The organism is Peribacillus sp. V2I11 (assembly GCF_030817135.1).
Taxonomy (GTDB): Bacteria; Bacillota; Bacilli; order Bacillales; family DSM-1321; genus Peribacillus; species Peribacillus simplex.
Genome location: NZ_JAUSYW010000001.1, coordinates 1166578 through 1187912 on the forward strand (window position 1 = coordinate 1166578; position 21335 = coordinate 1187912).

Genomic DNA, 21335 nt, shown 5'->3' on the forward strand with positions numbered 1-21335 from the left:
TAATCACAATTAAAATGATATCGTTTCGACAATTCCTTGTTTTACACGGTCAACAGTCGGTAAATAATGATCTTCTATTGTAAACGGCGGAACCGGTACATCAAATCCTGTTACACGCTTAATCGGCGCTTTCAGGTAAATAAGAGCTTCATCATTAATGATGGAGATAATCTCCGCACCTAATCCGGCAGTCTTATGGGCTTCATGGACGATTAATGCACGACCAGTCTTTTTAATGGATTGCACGATTGTATCCCTATCTAGAGGGTATAATGTTCGAAGATCGACCACTTCACACTTCCAGCCTTTTTCCGCTTCAATCTTTTTCACGGCATTCATTGCCTCTCTTAACATGGCCCCCCATGCAAAAATGGTCAGGTCGCTTCCTTCCTGGACCACTTTTGCTTGACCGATTGGTATTCGGTACATTTCTTCGGGAACTTCTTCCTTAAAGGCCCGATACAATTTAGTCGGTTCCAAAAAGATCACCGGATCTGGATCTTCGAGCGCTGAAATGAGCAGCCCTTTTGCGTCGTATGGATTACTGGGTGCAACCACCTTTAAACCCGGAGTATGGGCAAAGAAGGTTTCAACACTTTCGGAATGAAGTTCAGGACCCCTGATTCCGGCTCCATATGGCGTGCGGATTACGAGGGGCACCCCAAATTGCCCACGAGTACGATACCTCATACGGGCAGCATGGGAAACGAGTTGCTCGAAACCCGGATAAATAAAGGCGAGAAACTGGATCTCCACTATGGGCAGCATTCCGTTAAGGGCTAAACCAATTGCAGAGCCGATGATTCCGGATTCAGCTAATGGCGTATCCACAACTCGATCTTTTCCATACTTCTCATAAAGCCCTTCAGTCGATCGGAAAACTCCGCCATTCACTCCAATATCCTCACCCAAGATCATCACGCGATCATCATGACCCAGCATTTGGTCCAGTGCTTCCGTAATAGCCTGGAGCATCGTTAAATTTTTGCCCATTATTTCTTCCCGCCTTTCCTTAAGATTTGGTTCAATTCCTGCTTCTGTTCCTTTAGTTGCCATGACTCCTCGGCGTATACATGGTTAAACATTTCGAGCGGGTCGGATTTCGGATACCCTTCGGCTTTTTGAAGGTGAGCATCAATCAGTTCGTTGAATTGTTTTAACACCAATTCCTCCTGCTCTTCATTCCAGTGACCCTCTTTATTCAAATACTTTCTAAGACGTGTAATGGGATCCCGGTTTTCCCTCCAGAACGTTGAAACTTCGTCCTGATCGCGATATATGTTCGGATTGTCTGCAGTAGTATGGGCGCCATAGCGAAAGGTAATGGCTTCGATTAATGTAGGGCCTTCCCCTTTAAGCGCTCTTTCGACAGCCTCCTTTACAGTCAGCCAGACTGCGAAAATATCATTTCCATCCACTCGGACCCCATGGATGTCATAAGCAGCAGCCCGCTGGGATATTGTTTTGGATGCCGATTGCTTTTCAAAAGGCACACTGATCGCGTAGCCATTATTTTGGCAGAAAAAGATTGTTGGGGTTTTATAAACGCCAGCAAAATTCAGTGCCTCATGAAAGTCCCCTTCAGAAGTGGCTCCATCACCAAAATAAGCAATGCTAACATTCTTTTCGCCTTTAATCTTACTTGCCCAAGCCGTTCCAACTGCATGAACCATTTGAGTGGCAATGGGAACACTCGGAGGCAATATCCTTTTTCCTTCTGGACAAACTGAGCCATCAAAATGCGCCATCCAGTATAGGAAAACACGGTATAATTCCTGCCCATGAATGATTGCCGCTCCATGATCACGGTATGTGGGAAACATCCAATCCCCTGCCGACAACGCTAAAGCGCTTCCTACCTGGGATGCTTCCTGTCCTTCGAAAGGTGCATAAGTTCCAATCCTGCCTTGACGCTGGAGATTAATTGATTTTCGGTCAAATGTTCTGAGCAGGAGCATGCTCTCATACATCTTTAACATCAGTGATTTATCGATTTTTCCATCAATCGTTTCAACGATTTCCCCATCAGGAGTCAATACACGAAACATTTCCGGCTCAGCTTCATTTGAATGCGCTTTCATTATTGGGTTTCCCGTCTTTTCCATTTCATTTCTCCCCTTAAGATAGATTTGTTTCGCAAACTTACCAAGGTTTTGAACAGTCATGAAATAACAGCCCAAAATGTATTTATTGGTCTTTATGTCTGTGATTAAATGCTGTTTCATAAACTACATTTCCTTATATAAAAGGATAATACATCCAAGTTTTTAATAATATGTTAAATAGAATGAATTTTTCGCATATTACCTTTATTTAGAATATGTTTTCTGATGCTTCACCTTCATTTTGAAAATCAGAATCATTAATGGGAAAATTTCATTTATTACCTACAAATTGTTGATATGCTCGATCGATTCACGACCTCTTCCAAAAAGTATCAAGCACAAAAAAAGACCCATTATATAATATATGGGTCTTAGACTGTATACAAACTCCAAGAAATCCAGTTGCATACGTTTTTTTCTAATAGAATATTCCAGTTGATTTCAGAAATCCTCTCCTTTTCCTCCGACTGTCTGCCAAGCTACATCAAAGCAAGCGCCTGTGGGGTCTCGGCTAGCCAGTTGTTCGGCAGGAGTGTCGCCTATTTCTTCAATCCATTGAGGATTCCAGTTAAAAACATGATGGATAACCAAGTTAACTTTTAAAATCTTGGTTCAGGGCGAGAAATCCGAAACTCCTTTTGTCGAAAAATTGATGGAACCCCAGACTCTAGACGAATTGGAGAAGAGCCAGTTTCCTCCAAAATTTCTTAAAAAAGAAGTTTCAGTTGATTGGAACGGAAGGTACGAAACTCCTGCGGGGAAAGCGCGTCGAGGGAGACCCCGCAGGCGAGCGCCGAGGAGGCTCCCGGACCGCCCGCGGAAAGCGAGTGCCTGGAGTGGAAATCATTACACATACCGTCTTTCAGAAATCCGAAATTAGATCAATGTTACCCCTTTTTACAATTCAGGATAAATGGGCTAGTACTCGCACGGAAATAGCACCCAAAATTAGAAAGATTTATTTTTCAAATGTTCCTTTCACGACTGCTTCACCATCTTTGACCATGATTTGCCCCATCGCGATAACACTATTCATTTCTAAAGTTTTTTTCTTCATCATGATGATATCGGCGTCCTTACCTACCGCAAGCTGTCCCTTTGTGGAAAGTTTTAAAATGTTTGCCGGATTTTCCGTCACGACTCGTATGGCATCGGCAATTGTCACTCCATCCTCGAGGACCGCATCGACAACACATTCATATAAGGACATGCATGTACCAATGTTCAAACCGCGCAGGTTACCGCTTTGATCGAAGTCAGGCAGGCTGGCTTGTCCATCTGAAGTTATGGTGATCTGCCCGATTTCAACGCCTTCTTCCAGTGCCCTTTTTATTGCTGTACTTGCTTTGACCTCCCCTTCTTCAAGGAACTTCTGGATCATACTTGTCGTAAAATCGATATACCCCCCTTTTTTTGCATATTCCACCCCAGCATTGAATAAATGCGGATTTCGGTTTATATGTGTAGGGTAGAACTGAGTGATCGGTATTTCCGTTGTCTCGACAACTTCTTCAATTACATGCAAATGATCTAGACTTTCGCCGACATGAATGTTGACGATACCGCTTTTCCCGGACAACAGACCTCCATTACGTGCCTGAGAGGCAAGTTTAGCCAGTTCAGCGGCAGTCGGCTGCGAAGAACGATGATCGGCAATGGCTATTTCGCCAACACCGATGATTTTATCCACAAGAATCAAATCATCTTCGATCTTACCGGTTAACGTCTTGACTGGAACTTGATAGGAACCAGTCTGAACGAAGCAGCTAATTCCTTCTTCTTCAAGCGCTCTCGCTTTAGCAAGCAGTGCCGGCATCGTCCTTGTCGTTCCATCTGTTCCGATGACCCCTACCAATGTCGTTATACCCGCTAAAGTGGCATCTGTTAATTGGATTTCAGGAGTCCTCGTTTTAAAGCCCCCTTCCCCGCCTCCGCCGATAATATGTACGTGTGCATCTATAAAACCCGGAGCCACGATTTGGCCACTCGCATCAATCACTTCCAATTCAACGAAATTGGCAGGTACATCAATCTTGTCCTCGATGAAGCCAATTTGCTTTCCAACCAAGATGATATCTTTTCGGCCCATATATTCCGGACCATAAAGCTCCCCATTCTTAATTAGCGTGAGCATTTTTCTTCTCCCTTCAAAAATAGAAATTTTCAAATAGGTTTCAAAATCTTTTACTCGGGTAAATATACAACATGACCCGCTAACAATTACATAAAAAAGACCAAAAATACTTGTTCATTTTTAAAAGTTGTAGCTGAATTGACATCTTGATTATGCTTTTCCAAAAGTATAAAAACAAAAGGAGTAAACGACATGAATAAAGTGATTTCTTCTGACATTAAAACAAATAAAAGATTATCCATGCGACAAATCATGAACCTATATCAAGTTACAAAAGAATTTAAAGGGAATATATATTTTATCTGCAACCATAAATTGGTCGATGCCAAGAAACTTTCGACTTTCGTATCCTTTGTGCTCATTCTTCAAGAGTGTGCCACCATGAAAGTCATACTTGAAGGCGAAAATATACATGCCATGCTAGAAAAAGTACAGTCTATTTGTGAAGAAAATGATGAAAGTGCATTTGGTTTCCAATCGAACCAAACCGTTAATATTTAAATGATTCCAACTACGTTATGAAGAGGGTGTATAGAAATGAGAACCATATTAATGGTGATAGGCGCAATCGTCGTAATAGGCATAATAGCAAATCTCATTTTTTAAGAATGATGAAAGACTGTAAATGAGTTGTTTTTCAGAAATCCGCTCCCTTTCCACCGACTGTCTGCCAAGCCTCCTCGCCGCAAGCGTCTGTGGGGTCTCGTCTAGCCAGTTATTCGGCAGGAGTGTCGCAAATTTCTTCAATTTAATGAGGGTTCATAAAACAGTTAAAAACCATTAAGGATAACCTAGTTTTGTTTTAAGATCATGGTTCGGGATGAGACCATCCCCCCCCTTTTTGCCGACAAACTGAGACTGTCAAATGCTTGACAGTCTCAGTTTGTTAATTTTATTTAAAGAGCGTTTGCCATACTTCCCTTTCCTTGAGAATCACCACGGAACCTCCCAGTCCCTCCATTTATTCAAACCTTCCCGTATTTCATTTCCTTTATCAATCCAATATTGTCTCCTTTTCTCCTCTTCTTCCTTTTCCTGTTGCTCGGCTTTAAGTGCCTGTTGTTCAGCTATAAGCGGACCAATATCTTGTGCTTTAAAAGATTGAGCGGCTTGATTCTGTATGGCTTGCGACATTATTTTTTGAAAGATGAGTGCACTTCCCTGACTGCTGTGTGTCGTTAGATAATGTTTTTCATCCGTCTTATCATATCCAGCCCATACAGCACCGACCAGCGAAGGTGAATAACCGATGAACCATTGATCTTTAACCCCTGATATTCCTTCGATGGGAACTTGTGTGGAACCTGTTTTACCTGCTATTTCATATCCGGAAACAGCCGCGTTTTTCGCTGTGCCATATTCCACTGTTCCAAGCAGCATGGCATTCATTTTGTCGACGGCGCCTTCAGAGGTCACTTTGGTGCTTTTCTCTTTCCAAGCGGCTACCTCTTTGCCATCGGCATTTTCTATTCTTACAATGGCATGGGTTTCCATCCTTTCCCCATCGTTCGCGAAAGTTGAAAAGGCTCCCGCCATTTGCAGCGGGGACACGCCTTTTTTCATCCCCCCCAAAGCTATCGATAGGTTTCGATCATCCTTTTCATATGGAATCCCAAACCGCTTAAGTGAATCAAGCCCCTTATCGATTCCAATCTCATTCAATAGCCAAACCGTTGGTACATTCAAGGAATTCATCACCGCTTCATACATCGGCACCTCTCCTTTATATTCACCACCAAGGTTTGTTGGCTCATATTCACCGAAGCTCATTTTTTCATCCTTTAAAGGGTCAGTGATATCGTATCCCTCTTCAACCGCTGGCAAGTATACGACAAGCGGTTTAATGGATGAGCCAGGAGATCTTGTCAGCTGGGTTGCCCGGTTATATCCCATGAATTGATGCTTACCTCTCCCACCGACAAGTGCCTTTATGCCTCCCGTTTCAGGATCAAGGAGGACAGACCCGCTTTGAACCAGTTCATCTGCACTCGTTCCCACTGGAAAATTGGCATCATTCGCATACACGGTTTCTGTAGACTGCTGCATGGATTGGTCCAGTGTCGTGTAAATTTTGTAGCCCTTTGAAAGCAGCTCCTCAAGCTTGATTCCATATTTACTCGATGCTTCAGATAAAACATGATCGACAAAATAAGGATATTTACCTCTTAATGGATCGGTTTCCTTCTCCCCCATAAGAAGTGTCACCGAATCTTTTTTTGCAGCTGCTTCTTCGTCTTTCGTCAAATAACCATGTTCCGCCATTCTCGAAAGAACCAAATCACGCCTCTTGACTGCCCCGTCTAAATTCTTGTAAGGATCAAGCTTGGATGGCAAGTTAATGACACCCGCCAGCAAAGCTGCCTCGGCAACGGTCAATTCAGAGACCTCTTTGGAAAAATAAATATTTGCAGCCTTTTTGATTCCCCATGCCCCATGGCCAAAATAAACTTGATTCAAGTACATTTCCAGAATTTCATCTTTTGTATATTGATTTTCAACTTCCTGGGCTAGAAAAAACTCTTCTATCTTCCTTTTCAATGTTCGTTCCGATTCCAGCATCGTGATTTTTACAAGCTGCTGGGTGAGCGTGCTCCCGCCTTCAACAACACTTCCAGCCTTCGCATTTTTAACCAAAGCCCGCAAAATCCCTTGATAATCTATGCCGTGATGTTCATAAAAACGGTGATCCTCAATGGAAACCACCGCTTGTTTCATATGTTCCGGTATTTCATCTATCGCAACACCTTCGGATTTATTTGCCGTGATCGTACTGGCAAGATTCCCATCCAGATCATAGATTCCTGTCGGTTGCTGAAGATAATTTTTCAGATGGCTTATATCTGCACCCTGTCTGAAATACAATAGTGAACCGGCGCCTAAAACCACAATCGCCAATATTATAATTAGACCTAATTTCACTAACCCTTTCATTTGTACCCCCATTTTCCCATCTGCGACATGTATCATTAAAAATATTTTACCCTTTTTATTAAAGAAAACTCGTCGATTGAATAAAAGACGCCTTTTCTTGCAGCACTATACTCGCGAATCGGCTTCCTTGCCGATAATACCCATTCATCGTCTGAGCATACCAACTAAATGAAGGACCAGAGTTCATCCTACCATTTTAACTATGCTCGTATCTATCCTTTACCCTTAAAAGGCAATCTATATACCGATTAAAGGCGTGAAGCCTTTAAAATTGGGTATAACAATTTAAGGTCTTATAAAGGGAGAGATGATATTAATGAAAGACTTAAAACATATTGTCGTCGCTTTTGATGGAAATGAAGAGAGTAAACGGGCCGTGGAATATGGAGCAACATTGAAAAAGGCCTTTCCAAAAGCCGAGTTTACCGTAGTTCATGTCCTAAATGATAAGGTTGAACAGCGTATCATGGGAAACACCTCGGCTCCGGGGTTCGTACCCGCTGCCGGATTTTATGTGGATCCAGTCCAGACACATCCCGTTGTTGAAGTTGATCAGCCAGGACATCAAAAGGTAAATGACACCCCTTTCGCCGTCGAGAATGGTATTCAGAACGCAGAAAGTAATACGTTGAGATTGTTAAGTGAATGTCAAGTCAAGGGAAAATACGAACTATTGGAAGGATATCCGCCAGATAGCGTATGTGACTTTGCAGCCAGAACTTCAGCTGACCTTATCGTTGTTGGAAATAGCGCTAAAAGCGGTTTGGAAAAATTCTTCCTTGGCAGTACAAGTAGTTCCATTGCGAAAAACGCCCCCTGTTCGGTATTCATTGCAAAATGAAGATTGAGCGGGTTCGCCCTGAATGGCTCGAGTAGAGCATTCTCCGAAAAAAGGCAAGATTCTTATAGAATCTTGCCTTCAATCGTTTTACGCATGGAACGAATACCGAAGGTATATTGAATGAAAGTCAGTTTAACTAAAATAACTGGATCAATACTTGGGCGTCCTACCTCTGAATACATATCTTTCACCAAGTCATAAATGAAAGTGATGTCAATGGCAGCCTCCATTTTACGAACCAAATGGTTCGGTGGCACCAGTTGATCTAAAGTAATCATTTCAAGTTGATCTCGCTGAATAGAATCATGTTTAGAAAGCATCCTCATCACCTCAAGTTTTAATACTTCTATTTTAAAACAAAAATGACTCCAGGCAAAAGTGTTCTATCTAAAAGGTAAGACAAAGTTGATTGGAACGGAAGGTACGAGACTCCTGCGGGAAAAGCGCGTCTAGGGGAGACCCCGCAGGCGAAAGCCGAGGAGGCTCCCCGACCGCCCGCGGAAAGCGAGTGCCTGGAGTGGAAATCAACGTCCAAATTGTACAAGCCATAAAAATAGACAAACTCGATTTTCATCGAGTTTGTCTACAGTCTGAAGGCAAGATTCTTATAGAATCTTGCCTTTTTGTTTATAGGATTTTTTCAGTCATACATTTGAAGCAGCCGAATAATACCGGGGCGCTAATGGCTGCCCAAAACCTCATCCCTACACCAGAGCTAACCATCAGGTTCAAAGTTGTCTGAACTAGAACCTTTCACTCTCAGCCTTTTTGGCTCCCCTTGTGGAAGTATTTAATTTTCGATCATCGGTTAGAATACAATTAAAGAAAATGTACATATCATCAAAACTTGCCATTCCATTTTATGGCGATATTCTTTCGTTTATCCAACTTCTTTACAGACCTTCAATACACCTGCTATTAACCAAGTTAGATGGCTAAATACGACAATTTTTCTATAGACTCACTAAGGTTTGATTTGGTATCTTTATTAAGCCTAATTTACATTGGGGAGGGAATGGACATGGATAAACATTCGATTTCAGCTGAAAAAGGCGCCTACATAAGCATTGCCGCTTACATATTCTTGTCTGCTCTTAAATTGTCATTTGGTTATTTCGGTGATTCGAAAGGGCTTTGGGCTGATGGTTTAAATAATACGACCGACATCATCGCTTCCATAGCCGTATTGATTGGTTTAAAAATTTCAAAGAGACCTCCTGATGATAATCATTCATATGGTCATTTACGGGCGGAAACCGTAGCCTCGTTGGTAGCTGCCTTCATCATGATCACCGTGGGCCTTCAGGTTATATTCAGTGCCATTGAATCCTTCTTTCACCAAGATTCAACAACCGTTCCCAGTATGCTGGCAGGTTATGTCGCTCTATTCTCTGCAATCTTCATGTACGGAATCTACCGTTATAACTTATCATTAAGTAAAAAGATCAACAGCTCTTCCATCTATGCCGTTGCACAGGATAATCGTTCCGATGCCCTTGTCAGTGTTGGTGCTTTCATTGGAATCATCGGTACTAAGATGGGAATCCCTTGGCTGGATGCGATAGCTGCAGCAGTCGTGGGGGTCATCATATGCAAAACGGCATGGGATATCTTTCGTGATGCCTCCATCTCTTTAACCGATGGTTTCGACGAGCAGCTCCTGCAAAAGATCGGACAAACCATTATATTGACAGAGGGTGTTAAAGACATGAGTGAAATTAAAGCCCGGATGCACGGAAGTGAAATCCTGCTCGAAACTACCGTTCATGTTAACCCTCTTTTGACCGTCATTCAAGGTCATGATATTACGGTTAAAATCGAAGAGAATCTATTGAAGGAATATAATATCCAGCATGTGATCGTTCACATCGAACCATATGCATTTCATAAAAAAGGTAACCGTCATTAACTTTGCGGATACCTTTTTTTGTTATTAATTCCTGTAATTACTGTAATAAAACTGTGTCAAAAAAAGGTATTTATTGATTGATTGCCGAATATTTATCCAATTGACACATGTTAAAAGAACAGTAATCTGTTATCATGAAAACCAGATGTAATTATTTTAAAATTTTGTAACTTTATTCAAATAAAGCACTTTCTGGGTCAAAAGTAAATTCATTTTCCTACAGTATGGAGGGCAAAATGGTATCTAATCGAGAAATGACCATTCACTTTTTATCTTCTCAAAAAAGCAGTATCATTTCCAAATGGAAAGATGAGTTGCTGCATTTACCGGACGGATATCTGGGGTATTTTAAAGGAGAAGTAGAAAATATTTTTAATCTGCTAATGGATCAGCTTGGAAAATCGGATACTGAAATAGACGATGTACTGAAGGTCGTAGGGGAAAAAATTGCGTCTGATCGAGTTAAAAAGCAATTGGATATGGAAAATTTCTTTTCCACTGTAACCATCGGGAGAACCATCCTCATTGAGCACGTTTTGAATTCCGAAGCACCCAAAGAAGAAATATCCGATCTAATTAAGCAAATAAACGTTTACTTCGATAAACTCATTCATTTTGCATTATCCCATTATACCGAATTGAAAACGATGGAACTTGAAGAACGCTATCAATTCATAAGCCCAAACCATAAAGACCGTTTGACGCTCCTAGGTCAAATGACCTCAAGCTTTGTCCATGAATTCCGAAATCCGCTGACTTCCATAATGGGATTCATACAATTGTTACAGGCAGAACAACCTGAGATAAAATACCTTGATATCATTTCAAAGGAATTGGATCAGCTTAATTACCGGATCACACAATTCCTTAATATTTCCAAAAAGGAAACTTCAGCATCACCACCTGATCTATTTTCCATTGCTCAGCTTGTGAATGAGGTGATCGAATTTTTATATCCCAGCATTTTGGAAGTAAATGCTTCCATTACATGTAATATTGTCGATGATGCTGTCATATCCGGTTCTAAAGAAGAATTCCGGCAAGTTTTACTTAATATTATTTTAAATGCTCTTGATGTGGTTGCAGGGATGCCTTCCCCATCCATTTACATTTCAGGCTCTGAATCACCGCCCGGCATACTTACCTTAAATATATCGAACAATGGGCCGAAAATACCTGACGACGTCCTGCCGAATATTTTTGAACCATTCATCACCACAAAAAAAAGAGGCACGGGATTGGGATTATTCGTCTGTAAAGAAATCGTTTTAAAGCATCAAGGAACCTTATCCTGTCACTCTACCGATTTCCTAACGACCTTTTCGATACAATTGAAAACTAAATAATGGTTAAATATCCTTTTTTCCTTAGGTTTTTAGTGTGAAATTTTTGACTGATTGACGTCCAGTTACTTATACTAAAAGGTAGGTTCCACTACTAATCGAGGTGAATGATCCTATAGATTGAAAATAATAACCAGCATAATTTTCATACAAGATAGACGAGACTTATTTTTCATCTAACATTTTATACACTAATATCATTTCATTCATTATTGGTTTTGGGAGGTGACTGGGATAATTAAATCGTTCGGTACATCTGGCGATTCAATTAAGTCCCACACTAATTGGACATATTAAGTTTTTTATTAGTCATTATTTTAATTGCTTTAACTGCCTTTTTTGTAGCTTCGGAATTTTCGATCATTAGGGTTCGTAGCTCTAGGATCGATCAATTGATTGAAGAGGGAAACAAAAAAGCCATTGCGGCAAAGAAGGTTACATCCGATCTTGATGAGTACCTATCCGCGACACAGCTTGGAATTACCGTTACTGCCCTTGGATTGGGGTGGTTAGGACAACCGACCATCCTCAAATTGGTAGGGCCTTTATTCAATGCCTTGAATATCCCTCAAGAAGTCACAAGCATTCTGACATTTATCATTTCATTTTCCCTGATTACGTTCCTGAATGTGGTTGTTGGTGAATTGGCTCCAAAGACTGTAGCCATCCAAAAGGCTGAGCAAGTGGCCTTGGCAATTGCCGGCCCGCTGATCTTTTTCCATAAGATTGCCTTTCCCTTCATCTGGGCCTTGAATCATTCTTCCCGATTCGTTGTCGGTTTATTTGGCTTCAAGCCAGCATCCGAAAGCGAAATAGCCCATACGGAAGAAGAATTGCGTTTCATTCTATCGGATAGCTATAAAAGCGGAGAGATTAACCAGTCGGAATTTAAATATGTAAATAACATCTTTGAATTCGATGATCGTGTTGCCAAAGAAATCATGGTTCCAAGGACAGAAATCATGACCATATCCAAAGATGAAACGGTACAGGAATTCGTCGATGTGGCCAAATTGGAAAAATACACTCGATATCCTGTTGTCGAAGGTGATAAAGACCATGTCATCGGCTTAGTGAACTTAAAGGAAGTTTTCTCGGATCTTATTAAGAATCGGGAAATCCATATCAAAGCGATTGAAAATTACGCTCGTCCGGTCATTCGGGTAATGGAAAATATACCAATTCACGATTTGCTGTTAAAAATGCAAAAAGAACGCATTCACATGGCTATTTTGATGGATGAATACGGCGGAACTTCCGGACTTGTCACGGTCGAGGATATCCTCGAGGAAATAGTTGGGGAAATTCGTGATGAATTCGATATCGATGAAGTTGCCTCGATCAGGAAAATTAAAGATGGACATTATATTTTAGACTCTAAACTTCTTGTAAAGGAAGTGAATGATCTACTTGGCATTCACTTAGAAGAAGATGATGTCGATACTATAGGCGGATGGGTCCTTACTGAAAATTATGATGTGAATGTAGGGGACATCATGGAAAAAGACGGATTCTGCTTTAAAGTGATTGAAATGGAAGACCACGCCATTCGTTCTATCGAGGTCACAAAAAAGGTGGTACAGCTTCCTCTGGAAGAAGACCTTACCCAAGGATAACGATTAAAAACAGCCACGTAAAAGGTGATTTTACGTGGCTGTTTTTTCGATTTGTTCATTTATCGGGAAACCGGCCCATTTTTTTGACCGTTACGATTGGAGGTGTGCTCTTTTTTTTCCATAAGATATACAGCATGATAAAGATAAAGGAAAAACCAGCAGCCGGAATTAGATAAGGTTCAGTTATTTCCCGGATGTGCTGCCAATTCTCACCGAGGATCCTTCCCAAGGTCAGGAACAATATTGTCCAAGGTATGACAGCCGCAACCGTATAAAATATAAACTTCCATACGGACATCCTCGCAATTCCGGCAGGGATGGAAATAGCATGACGAACCACAGGAATGAATCGAGCCGTAAAAATCACGCCTACACCATACCGTTGAAACCACTCTTCAGCATTTACAATATGATTTTCTTTAATTAAAATATATTTTCCATACTTCAAGAGAAAGGGCCGTCCTCCATAATAACCAGCCCAATAGAGAAATAGTTGTGCCATCGTCCCGCCTGCCACACCTGCAAGAACAGCTCCCCAAAAATTCATTTTCCCCAGACCTACCACATAACCACCGTATCCGAGAACAAGCTCACTCGGGAGGATTTCAACCATCAGCCCCAATAAAATCCCCATATATCCCATTTCCGCAAACCAATTCAATATCGTCATCATAAGCTGTGATATCATTCTACCGGACTCCCCTTACCGCTAAATTCAAATTGTTTGTCCTTCTATCCTATTTCAGCTCATGACGTTCTATTCGATTTTTCCTATCCAGCTTGTCCCACATTTAAGAAAGACAAAAAAAGACCAGCTGATATGTGCTCCGGTCTCATTGCATCAATATTCTTTTAGCTCCCTTTTTTGGGGAAATGAGTAAAAGCAGCTATGGTGAGTAAGGATGAATCATTTTGTGAAACATTAGTGAAAATCTCCTGGCGTGATTTCGTCTTTTCAATATGAATCCCGAGATTTTTATACTTGTTGATTATTTGATTACTCATTCTTACCCTCCCTTTCTGCTGTACCGTTATCCTTTTACTTCCCATTTAACGAAAGGATAAAACCTGTTTAAACAATTAGATCCAAAAACAATCAATTGACTTGAATGGTTTGCAGTTGGTGTTCATGCACTTCGTCTTTTTCTACATGTACCTGCACCTTATAGGTTCCAGATTCTTCGAAAGATACCTTATTTAGATATGTTCCATTTCCATCTTCTTCAGCTTTGGTGAAATGACTCTCTTCGCTACCTTCCTTCCACACCTCGAAATTCACATCTGCATTTGTCAGTGGTTTCCCATTCAATTCAACCGTCGCTTCAAAGTTCGAACTGTTTCCTGCCTTTACAGGGTTACTTTGAAACTCGATAGATACATCCGTACTAGGATGAACCGATGCACCTTCACTTTCATGTTCTGGAACGACAACTTCTTTTTCAGGCATCACATGAAGGCCTTTGGCCGTTACATGGGAGACTACAATATATTTGCCTTGTTCTTCAAAAGTATGCATCACTTGATACATGCCACTTCCAGTATTCTTCGCTTCAAGCATTTCCCTTTTATCCTGTCCGGACTTTCTCACTTCAAACAGTACCTCATCAGCTTCATTCACCAATTGGCTTCCCTGTTTCACGGTCGTTTCAAGAATGACTTCTTTTCCAGGCTCCAATTTCCCTTTAATGACAATTGATGCATCCATGGATTCTGGAACAGCACTGTTCACTTCTTTATCCTCCGGCATTTCAGACTCTTGACACCCAGCCAGCATAACTAACAACAACGCAGTACACATATAGAGTTTTTTCATAAGAACTTCCCTTTACTATTTATTAGACTAGAAATCTGTCCTTTTCATATTGCCCATCCTTTCCATTTTTCGGATTTTTATACATGATTTAACATTAGATGGTTCGCATCACTGTGACTGAAGTCAGCATGGCTACCGCGATGATCGTTAAAAATGAATATAAAAAGATTGAAGTCCCCACAACACTCAGTCCGCAAAGCAGTACGCATCCATCAATGAAAAAAATCAGCAAACCTACATTGAGTCCGCTCTTCCTGGAAAGGATCTGTGCCAACATATCCGTTCCGCCTGTAGAGGTACCATACCGAAGCATCAAGCCGATTCCAAGTCCAATCAACCCTCCCCCGATTATCGCACTTACATAGATCGGAATATTCCATCCGGTGACAGCGTCGGAAAAAATATCGATGCATAAAGAGGAAAAAAGCAAGCCATGCAAGCTGTTAAGAAATAGTTTTTTTTCAAAGTACCAAGCATATATATATAATGGAATGCTGCTCAAAATCACACCCAGTCCTGTCGGAAGTCCTATATAGTAATGAAAAATCAGCCCAATCCCTATCATGCCACCGTCCAATAAATGATAAGGTATCAGAAAAAAATTGATTCCCACGCCTACAAGCATGCTGCCGGCAATGATTGCTGCCATCCTTTCCATGATTTTCATGGCTGTCACCCCCTTTAATCTGAATTTAAAACTTGTCTTGTTCCTATAGAATATGTTTAAACCATCCAAAAAATAATGAAACGGACCAATTTTTATGAAACAGCCTGTAGTTTTCTGAATATTCTATAATATGATACAATAAAGTAGAGAAAACAGTCAAAAACAGCTAATTATTAGCTCAAACTGATCCTTTACAAGCAATTTACCGGATTTAAGGTGACGTAAGCTGTTTGACTGAATGAGTAACTCTTTTTATAATGAAAGTATTTAAATTAATTAGATTGAGGTGATTTGATGGGGCATTAAAGAATGTTCGTTTTGACGGACGGACGCTGCTTTGCGTAACGGATATGTGCATCCTTTTAAAAAATGGCTGCATTCCTTCAGACAGAAATTCTTCTATTTCCCGTCTACGCATCGCTAATGGGCATATAATATTATTCTCTTCATCACTAAAGGAAATGGGAGTTCAAGCGGCTGCACAGCTATTAGCACAGCCATTTTGAATGAATCCCGAAAATATTCAGCACGGCAAAAAAAAATATACTTGTATATTTTAAAAATGTAGGAGGTGTACTCCTTATTCGTCTCGAAGGCGAGTTAAGGGAGACTATTTGGACATAATAAACTTGGTTCTTATTGCCATTTTAATTGCTTTAACAGCATTTTTTGTAGCTACGGAGTTTGCGATTGTTAAAGTGAGAAGCACGAGGGTCGATCAATTAATTGAAGAAGGAAAGCCGAATGCTCTTTCAGCAAAAAAGGTCATATCGAACCTAGATGAATACCTCTCAACATGCCAGCTCGGAATTACCGTTACCGCTCTAGGGCTTGGGGTGCTTGGAGAACCGACAGTTGAAAACATTTTGCACCCACTCTTTAATCAATTGAATCTTCCAAATTCAGCTTCACATGCACTCTCGGTTGCAATTGCCTTTTCTTTCATTACCTTCATACATGTGGTTGTTGGGGAATTGGCACCAAAAACATTGGCAATTCAAAAAGCGGAGCAAGTAACTTTATTGGTTTCCAAACCTTTAATTGGTTTTAACAAAATCATGTATCCATTCATCTGGGTACTGAATGGCTCTGCAAGGACGCTTACAAGAATGCTAGGATTAAAAGCAGTTTCCGAACATGATTTGGCTCACACAGAAGAAGAGCTACGTATCATTGTTTCCGAAAGCTACAAAAGTGGCGAAATTAACCAATCAGAGTTTAAATATGTGAATAAAATTTTTGAATTCGATGATCGGATTGCAAAAGAAATCATGGTTCCACGTACAGAAATTGCAACGGTATCCAAAGCTGATACAATCCAACAGTTTTTCACCGTTATGGCGGAAGAGAACTTTACACGATATCCTGTCATTGATGGTGATAAAGATCATGTTATCGGAATGGTCAATATCAAAGAGCTTTTCACTGAAATGATAGACAAGAACAATCAGGCAGCGTCAACGATCGACCGATATGTTCGTCCGATCATCCGTGTCATTGACAGTATCCCGATTCACGATTTACTTTTAAAAATGCAAAAGGAACGGATCCACATGGCTATCCTCATGGATGAATACGGCGGTACGTCAGGTTTGGTGACCGTTGAAGATATACTTGAAGAAATCGTTGGCGATATCCGAGATGAGTTCGATCTGGATGAAGTGCCGGATGTCCGCAAATTAAAAGAAGATCACTATATCATCGATGCCAAGGTATTAGTCAGTGAAGTGAATGATTTACTTGGATTGGATATCAATGATGAAGATATTGATACGATGGGCGGGTGGATCCTTACCGAGGATTACGAGGCCAAACAAGGTGATATCCTGGTTTATGGTCCCTATAACTTTAGGATAAAAGAAATGGAAGATCACCATATTCGTTATATTGAAATATACAAACCAGCAAAAGTCGTAAGCGAAGTGAAAGAATTCCCGATAATATCACAAACCGAAATCGTTTCATGATAATGACCCCCGTTCCTAAAAGACAATAGGAGCGGGGGTCATTTTTTTTCAACTGGTACATGAAATGATGTAAACACATATTATATAAAACTGCTGCATTTAACATTGAATGATTACATGAAGTATAGTTCTACCTTTATTGTTTCATACTGTTAGAAAAGCGATACTTTTTGAAGGAGTGAGGAAACATGAAACTCATAACCATTTGCCAACACTGCAAAGGGAAAGGGAAAACCCGTTATCTGCAATTCTTTTCCCGGGACTGCAATCATTGCAACGGTCAAGGTAAAGCGGTAAAAGATATGTCAAATTTAAGAAATCAGGCAAAAAACATCTAATAATCTTTCATATTTTGAAATTGGTTTTGATGACACCTGCCCTCTTTAACGTATCATAAACAATCAGTATCGAAGGTCCAAGGAAAAGGCCAATGAAACCAAGCATTTTAAACCCTAAATAAAGACTGACCAACGATGCCAATGGGCTCAATCCCATATTTGCTGAGTAGATTTTCGGTTCGATGGTCCTTCTTATGATGGTAATGACCAGGAATAGGATGATGAGGCCAATACCTAGATGATGGTTTCCTTGAGCCCAAACAATCGCTGCCCAAGGAACCAGTACAGATCCCGTCCCCAAGATAGGTAGAATGTCCACAACTACTATTAACAGTGCCAATGGAATCGTATACTTCACATTTAACAACCATAGTCCTCCATATGCCATGATGAACGTGATTAAACTCAACAGGATTTGTGCCTTGATGAATCCTACGGCTGCCATACTTAAATCTTGATAAACTAGCGAAATCTTTTGATAGGTGGATGACTTTAAATAAAGGACTGCCTTTTTTCTTAACTTAGGCAATTCAAGACTAATGAAGAATAAAGCGATTAAATAAATTAAAAAGTCAATGAAAAGTCCCGGAATGAGTGTAACGAACTGAACCATATCCTGAACAAAGCCTTCTGTGAACCCCTCCAGAGCCATGACTCCCTTTTCCATCGTTTGTTCTATTGATTGAATGAGATTTGGCGGCAACGTTTGGGAATACTGTTCCCATTGCCTAATGACTGGCAATATAGCCGTCAAATACACTTCACGTATGAAACCCGGAAATTCTTCCGAATAGACAATGACCTTCTTGATTAATACCGAAAAGGAAAAATAAGTGATGCTCATAAGCCCGCCTACATATATAACAAATGAAATCAATACTGCCCAAAACCGGTGCACCTTTGCCGTTTTACCAATCAGGCGGACCAATCCATCCAAAAGAATGGCGGTTAGCAATGCTAAAATCAAAGCCCATGAATAGGGAATGACGATTAATATGCCTAAAAGGAGAATACCTCTCCAAAACCAGCGAAAAAAGACGGCGACATTCACTGAACAAACCCTCCTTGCACTTTCCTGTTCTCCTTATATTTATGAAATGGTGTCACATATATTTCGTTTATACGTTTTATTTTCTCAATAAGGGGAAAAAGAGATAAAAAGAGATGGAGGGATTGACATTGGACAATAAAGATAAAGAAAAGTATCTTGAGGAGCGTAATGATAAATCCAAGGCATTCAAGAAAAATCAGGAAAAACAGCTGGAACGAGATCAAGTAGTCATGCCCATTGATGATTTACCAATTGATGAAATTAAATATGAACGACAAGAAGAACGAAATAAAAAAGAAACAAAACACCGCTCCACCAGCGAGAGGTTATAAACAAAAACCAGCCACTTTAGAGGCTGGTTTTTGTTTACAGGATATTTCGCATTCAGCTTCATGGTCTGGGCGGTCCTTTGATTCTTGCTAATAGACCATATTAAGGAAAAAATAAATATTTGCCGTCATATATTAAGGGCCCTCTTGTCAGTTTATATATGCTTCTCCCATTGTTTTTTAATGCTTTAGGAGAACTGGACTCTCTCTCAATTCATTCATATTTCCTGAATTCCCCCCTTTCCTGCTCCACTTCCAAAAATAAACATTGACTGAAATAAATGATTCTTTACAATAGACTTTTAAGAATTAAAGAATATAATGGATTGGTCGACCATTATAAAGGAGAATCTTATGACGAACCCTACTCAATTATTTCATCAATATTTACAAGTATCGAGATCATTAGTCAGCAAAATGAATGAACAAATTACAGCCCTTGAAATTTACCATAATCAGTGGACAATCCTGAATTATTTAAAGAACTGTGGATATTCCACAATCCCCGATATTTGCAGCTACTTGGATGTAGATAATGTTATCATCACACGTTCGGTCAACAGCATGGAACAGAATAATATGATTAAACAAGTTCCTGGAAAAGATGAACAGGAAAAACGAATCGAACTGACCCCCCGAGGCAAAGAGGTACATACAAAATGTCTTAAGATTGCAGAAAAAATCGAAGGAAAAGCCCTGGAAGGCATTACTGAAGAAGAACAGGAAATATTTTTCCAAACGGTCCTTAAAATCCTCAATAATATTAGAAACTGAATGGGTATCTTATATCATTGAGGAATAATTGTGAATCAAGGTCTTTTCCTTATTCTTTCGCTACATGCTATAGCCATGCCATTTTTAAAAGTCGGATTCCTGCTTCGATTTCCCTTTCGGTTAAACCACCGTACCCAATCAAAATAGTCGGATCTTTCACATTCTTTGAATGATAAACCGAAGTTGGGTGGACTTTAACCCCAACAATGGCAGCCTTTTGAATGAGCTCTGCCTCACTGCTGCCGTTTTTCACTTTTAAAAGAACGTGCAATCCTGACTTTTCACCGATTACGGCTACACGATCATGGAAGCTCTCTTCAATTGCATTCAGCAGCACCTTATTCTTTTTACGATAAATCGTTCGCATATTATTCAGATGGCGTTCCCAATGTCCATTTTTCATAAAAAGACAGAGCGTTTCCTGAATCAGTCTGGAAACGGTCTGTTTATATCCAATTAACTTCTGCTGATAAAGGCTAGCCAACTCGATGGGTAACACCATGTATCCCACCCTGATTGATGGAATGAGCGACTTTGAAAACGTGCCTAGGTAGATGACCTTTCCATTTATGTCCAACCCCTGCAAGGACGGAATCGGTTTGCCTGCATGTCGGAATTCCCCGTCATAATCATCTTCAATAATATACCCCTTTTTTTCCACTGCCCAATTCAGCAATTCAACCCTTCTAGTTATCGGCATGATCATACCCGAAGGAAATTGATGGGAAGGAGTGACATAGGCAACATTCGCTGCACTCTCTTTCAAAGAGTCCACACTCATTCCACTTTCATCCAAGGGTATGAATGCCATATCCGCTCCCTCTAACATCAGTACCTCCCTTACTCGATGAAAGCCAGGGTCTTCCAACCCAAATATCCGCTCATTTCCAAGAAGTAACCGCAGCAGATGGATGAAATACTGGGTACCTGCCCCAATGATGATTTGATCAGCCCCGCAGCGAACTCCTCTCGATTGAAATAGATAGGATGAGATCTCAGCCCGGAGCCCCCATTCCCCTTGAGGATGACCGCTCATGAACATTTCCCTTTCCTGTAGATATATCGTATTGTTCAAGCATTTTTTCCACACTGCATGCGGGAAAGAATCCACGTCCACCCTTCCATGATTGTAATCTATTTCATTTCTTTCATTCGGAGGGCCCATCCTCCCTTCCGTTAAAGGCAAGGGCTCATTTAAAGGTGAGATCGGTTCTAAATCGGCTACGTAATAACCTTTCCTTAATTGACTTTCCACATATCCTTCTGCAATCAACTGCTGATAAGCCGTATCCACTGTATTCAGGCCTATCCCTAAATGCACAGCTAGTTTTCGTTTAGTAGGCAGTTTCATTCCGGCCTTTATTTGTCCATTCTGGATTTCCTTTATAAAGTATTTATACAATTGGACATATAAAGCTTCTTTATTCGTTTTATCTAAGGTTAGAGTGATTTCAAACATTTGGTCCTCCTTCAAACTGGTTCCATAAATTATATCAGCATTGGTCCTTATTGCAGGA

Annotated in this window: 18 protein-coding genes and 1 pseudogene; 8 read left to right on the forward strand and 11 right to left on the reverse strand. The window is 40.5% G+C overall.

Annotated elements, in window-relative coordinates:
• Positions 1-9: 9 nt before the first annotated feature.
• The 3 genes from QFZ73_RS05685 to iadA form a co-directional block, all read right to left on the reverse strand.
• Entirely contained in the window at positions 10-993 is a 984-nt protein-coding gene (locus tag QFZ73_RS05685) for an alpha-ketoacid dehydrogenase subunit beta (RefSeq protein WP_307263999.1), read from the reverse strand.
• On the reverse strand, positions 993-2105 hold the full coding sequence (gene pdhA / locus QFZ73_RS05690) for a pyruvate dehydrogenase (acetyl-transferring) E1 component subunit alpha (RefSeq protein ID WP_251433192.1): 1113 nt from the start codon (positions 2103-2105) through the stop codon (positions 993-995). Before pdhA ends, QFZ73_RS05685 begins: the two co-directional genes overlap by 1 nt.
• Before the next feature lie 958 nt (positions 2106-3063).
• Positions 3064-4239, reverse strand: a complete 1176-nt coding sequence (gene iadA / locus QFZ73_RS05695) for a beta-aspartyl-peptidase (protein WP_307264003.1) — start codon at positions 4237-4239, stop codon at positions 3064-3066.
• Positions 4240-4431: 192 nt separating this feature from the next.
• Between iadA and QFZ73_RS05700 the strand changes: the two genes are divergently transcribed.
• A complete protein-coding gene (locus QFZ73_RS05700; protein WP_307264006.1) occupies positions 4432-4740 on the forward strand; it encodes a hypothetical protein in 309 nt (102 codons plus the stop codon).
• A 432-nt stretch (positions 4741-5172) separates the two neighbouring features.
• Here QFZ73_RS05700 and QFZ73_RS05705 read toward each other — a convergent pair whose 3' ends face one another.
• The gene (locus tag QFZ73_RS05705) at positions 5173-7206 is read right to left on the reverse strand and encodes a transglycosylase domain-containing protein (RefSeq protein ID WP_307264009.1); all 2034 of its coding nucleotides are present in this window, start codon (positions 7204-7206) and stop codon (positions 5173-5175) included.
• Between the two features lie 280 nt (positions 7207-7486).
• Between QFZ73_RS05705 and QFZ73_RS05710 the strand changes: the two genes are divergently transcribed.
• Positions 7487-8011 (forward strand): universal stress protein, encoded by a 525-nt coding sequence (locus QFZ73_RS05710; RefSeq protein WP_307264012.1) that lies wholly within the window; start codon positions 7487-7489, stop codon positions 8009-8011.
• Between the two features lie 77 nt (positions 8012-8088).
• Here the strand turns inward: QFZ73_RS05710 and QFZ73_RS05715 are convergent.
• Positions 8089-8331: pseudogene (locus QFZ73_RS05715) on the reverse strand (transposase); the annotation flags it as partial.
• Between the two features lie 701 nt (positions 8332-9032).
• Between QFZ73_RS05715 and QFZ73_RS05720 the strand changes: the two are divergent.
• The 3 genes from QFZ73_RS05720 to QFZ73_RS05730 all read left to right on the forward strand — a co-directional run bounded on the left by QFZ73_RS05720 (position 9033) and on the right by QFZ73_RS05730 (position 12879).
• Entirely contained in the window at positions 9033-9920 is an 888-nt protein-coding gene (locus QFZ73_RS05720) for a cation diffusion facilitator family transporter (RefSeq protein WP_307264015.1), read from the forward strand.
• Positions 9921-10156: 236 nt separating this feature from the next.
• The gene (locus QFZ73_RS05725) at positions 10157-11266 is read left to right on the forward strand and encodes a histidine kinase N-terminal domain-containing protein (protein WP_307264018.1); all 1110 of its coding nucleotides are present in this window, start codon (positions 10157-10159) and stop codon (positions 11264-11266) included.
• Positions 11267-11547: 281 nt separating this feature from the next.
• Entirely contained in the window at positions 11548-12879 is a 1332-nt protein-coding gene (locus tag QFZ73_RS05730) for a hemolysin family protein (protein ID WP_251435678.1), read from the forward strand.
• A gap of 55 nt (positions 12880-12934) precedes the next feature.
• On the opposite strand, the gene uptA is transcribed toward QFZ73_RS05730, so the two are convergent.
• From uptA to QFZ73_RS05750, 4 genes are all read right to left on the reverse strand, one after another.
• Positions 12935-13564, reverse strand: a complete 630-nt coding sequence (uptA, locus tag QFZ73_RS05735) for an undecaprenyl phosphate transporter UptA (RefSeq protein ID WP_307272612.1) — start codon at positions 13562-13564, stop codon at positions 12935-12937.
• Between the two features lie 167 nt (positions 13565-13731).
• Positions 13732-13884, reverse strand: coding sequence for an Lmo0850 family protein (locus QFZ73_RS05740; RefSeq protein ID WP_251435682.1), 153 nt, complete (start codon positions 13882-13884; stop codon positions 13732-13734).
• A 91-nt stretch (positions 13885-13975) separates the two neighbouring features.
• Positions 13976-14692 carry a FixH family protein gene (locus QFZ73_RS05745; RefSeq protein WP_307264025.1) on the reverse strand — a complete coding sequence of 239 codons (717 nt, stop codon included), beginning with the start codon at positions 14690-14692 and terminating at the stop codon, positions 13976-13978.
• A gap of 94 nt (positions 14693-14786) precedes the next feature.
• Positions 14787-15359, reverse strand: a complete 573-nt coding sequence (locus tag QFZ73_RS05750; RefSeq protein WP_307264028.1) for a YitT family protein — start codon at positions 15357-15359, stop codon at positions 14787-14789.
• Positions 15360-15973: 614 nt separating this feature from the next.
• On the opposite strand from QFZ73_RS05750, the gene QFZ73_RS05755 reads away from it, so the two are divergent.
• Positions 15974-17326: a hemolysin family protein gene (locus tag QFZ73_RS05755; RefSeq protein WP_307264031.1), complete on the forward strand. Its 1353-nt coding sequence runs from the start codon at positions 15974-15976 to the stop codon at positions 17324-17326.
• A 345-nt stretch (positions 17327-17671) separates the two neighbouring features.
• On the opposite strand, the gene ytvI is transcribed toward QFZ73_RS05755, so the two are convergent.
• A complete protein-coding gene (gene ytvI / locus QFZ73_RS05760; protein ID WP_251435688.1) occupies positions 17672-18715 on the reverse strand; it encodes a sporulation integral membrane protein YtvI in 1044 nt (347 codons plus the stop codon).
• Between the two features lie 128 nt (positions 18716-18843).
• On the opposite strand from ytvI, the gene QFZ73_RS05765 reads away from it, so the two are divergent.
• Both QFZ73_RS05765 and QFZ73_RS05770 read left to right on the forward strand, forming a co-directional pair.
• The gene (locus QFZ73_RS05765) at positions 18844-19047 is read left to right on the forward strand and encodes a hypothetical protein (RefSeq protein WP_081112853.1); all 204 of its coding nucleotides are present in this window, start codon (positions 18844-18846) and stop codon (positions 19045-19047) included.
• A gap of 351 nt (positions 19048-19398) precedes the next feature.
• Positions 19399-19818: a MarR family winged helix-turn-helix transcriptional regulator gene (locus QFZ73_RS05770; RefSeq protein ID WP_063232335.1), complete on the forward strand. Its 420-nt coding sequence runs from the start codon at positions 19399-19401 to the stop codon at positions 19816-19818.
• Positions 19819-19885: 67 nt separating this feature from the next.
• Here the strand turns inward: QFZ73_RS05770 and pdxR are convergent, their stop codons facing one another.
• On the reverse strand, positions 19886-21277 hold the full coding sequence (pdxR, locus tag QFZ73_RS05775) for a MocR-like pyridoxine biosynthesis transcription factor PdxR (RefSeq protein WP_307264043.1): 1392 nt from the start codon (positions 21275-21277) through the stop codon (positions 19886-19888).
• Between the last annotated feature and the right edge of the window lie 58 nt (positions 21278-21335).

Coding starts and splice junctions, on each gene's coding strand:
- QFZ73_RS05725 (WP_307264018.1), top strand. CDS start 10,157: ATGGTATCTAATCGAGAAATGACCATTCACTTTTTATCTTCTCAAAAA.
- QFZ73_RS05750 (WP_307264028.1), bottom strand. CDS start 15,359: ATGAAAATCATGGAAAGGATGGCAGCAATCATTGCCGGCAGCATGCTT.
- QFZ73_RS05745 (WP_307264025.1), bottom strand. CDS start 14,692: ATGAAAAAACTCTATATGTGTACTGCGTTGTTGTTAGTTATGCTGGCT.
- QFZ73_RS05720 (WP_307264015.1), top strand. CDS start 9,033: ATGGATAAACATTCGATTTCAGCTGAAAAAGGCGCCTACATAAGCATT.
- pdhA (WP_251433192.1), bottom strand. CDS start 2,105: ATGGAAAAGACGGGAAACCCAATAATGAAAGCGCATTCAAATGAAGCT.
- QFZ73_RS05710 (WP_307264012.1), top strand. CDS start 7,487: ATGAAAGACTTAAAACATATTGTCGTCGCTTTTGATGGAAATGAAGAG.
- QFZ73_RS05700 (WP_307264006.1), top strand. CDS start 4,432: ATGAATAAAGTGATTTCTTCTGACATTAAAACAAATAAAAGATTATCC.
- pdxR (WP_307264043.1), bottom strand. CDS start 21,277: ATGTTTGAAATCACTCTAACCTTAGATAAAACGAATAAAGAAGCTTTA.
- QFZ73_RS05685 (WP_307263999.1), bottom strand. CDS start 993: ATGGGCAAAAATTTAACGATGCTCCAGGCTATTACGGAAGCACTGGAC.
- iadA (WP_307264003.1), bottom strand. CDS start 4,239: ATGCTCACGCTAATTAAGAATGGGGAGCTTTATGGTCCGGAATATATG.
- QFZ73_RS05705 (WP_307264009.1), bottom strand. CDS start 7,206: ATGATACATGTCGCAGATGGGAAAATGGGGGTACAAATGAAAGGGTTA.
- QFZ73_RS05740 (WP_251435682.1), bottom strand. CDS start 13,884: ATGAGTAATCAAATAATCAACAAGTATAAAAATCTCGGGATTCATATT.
- QFZ73_RS05770 (WP_063232335.1), top strand. CDS start 19,399: ATGACGAACCCTACTCAATTATTTCATCAATATTTACAAGTATCGAGA.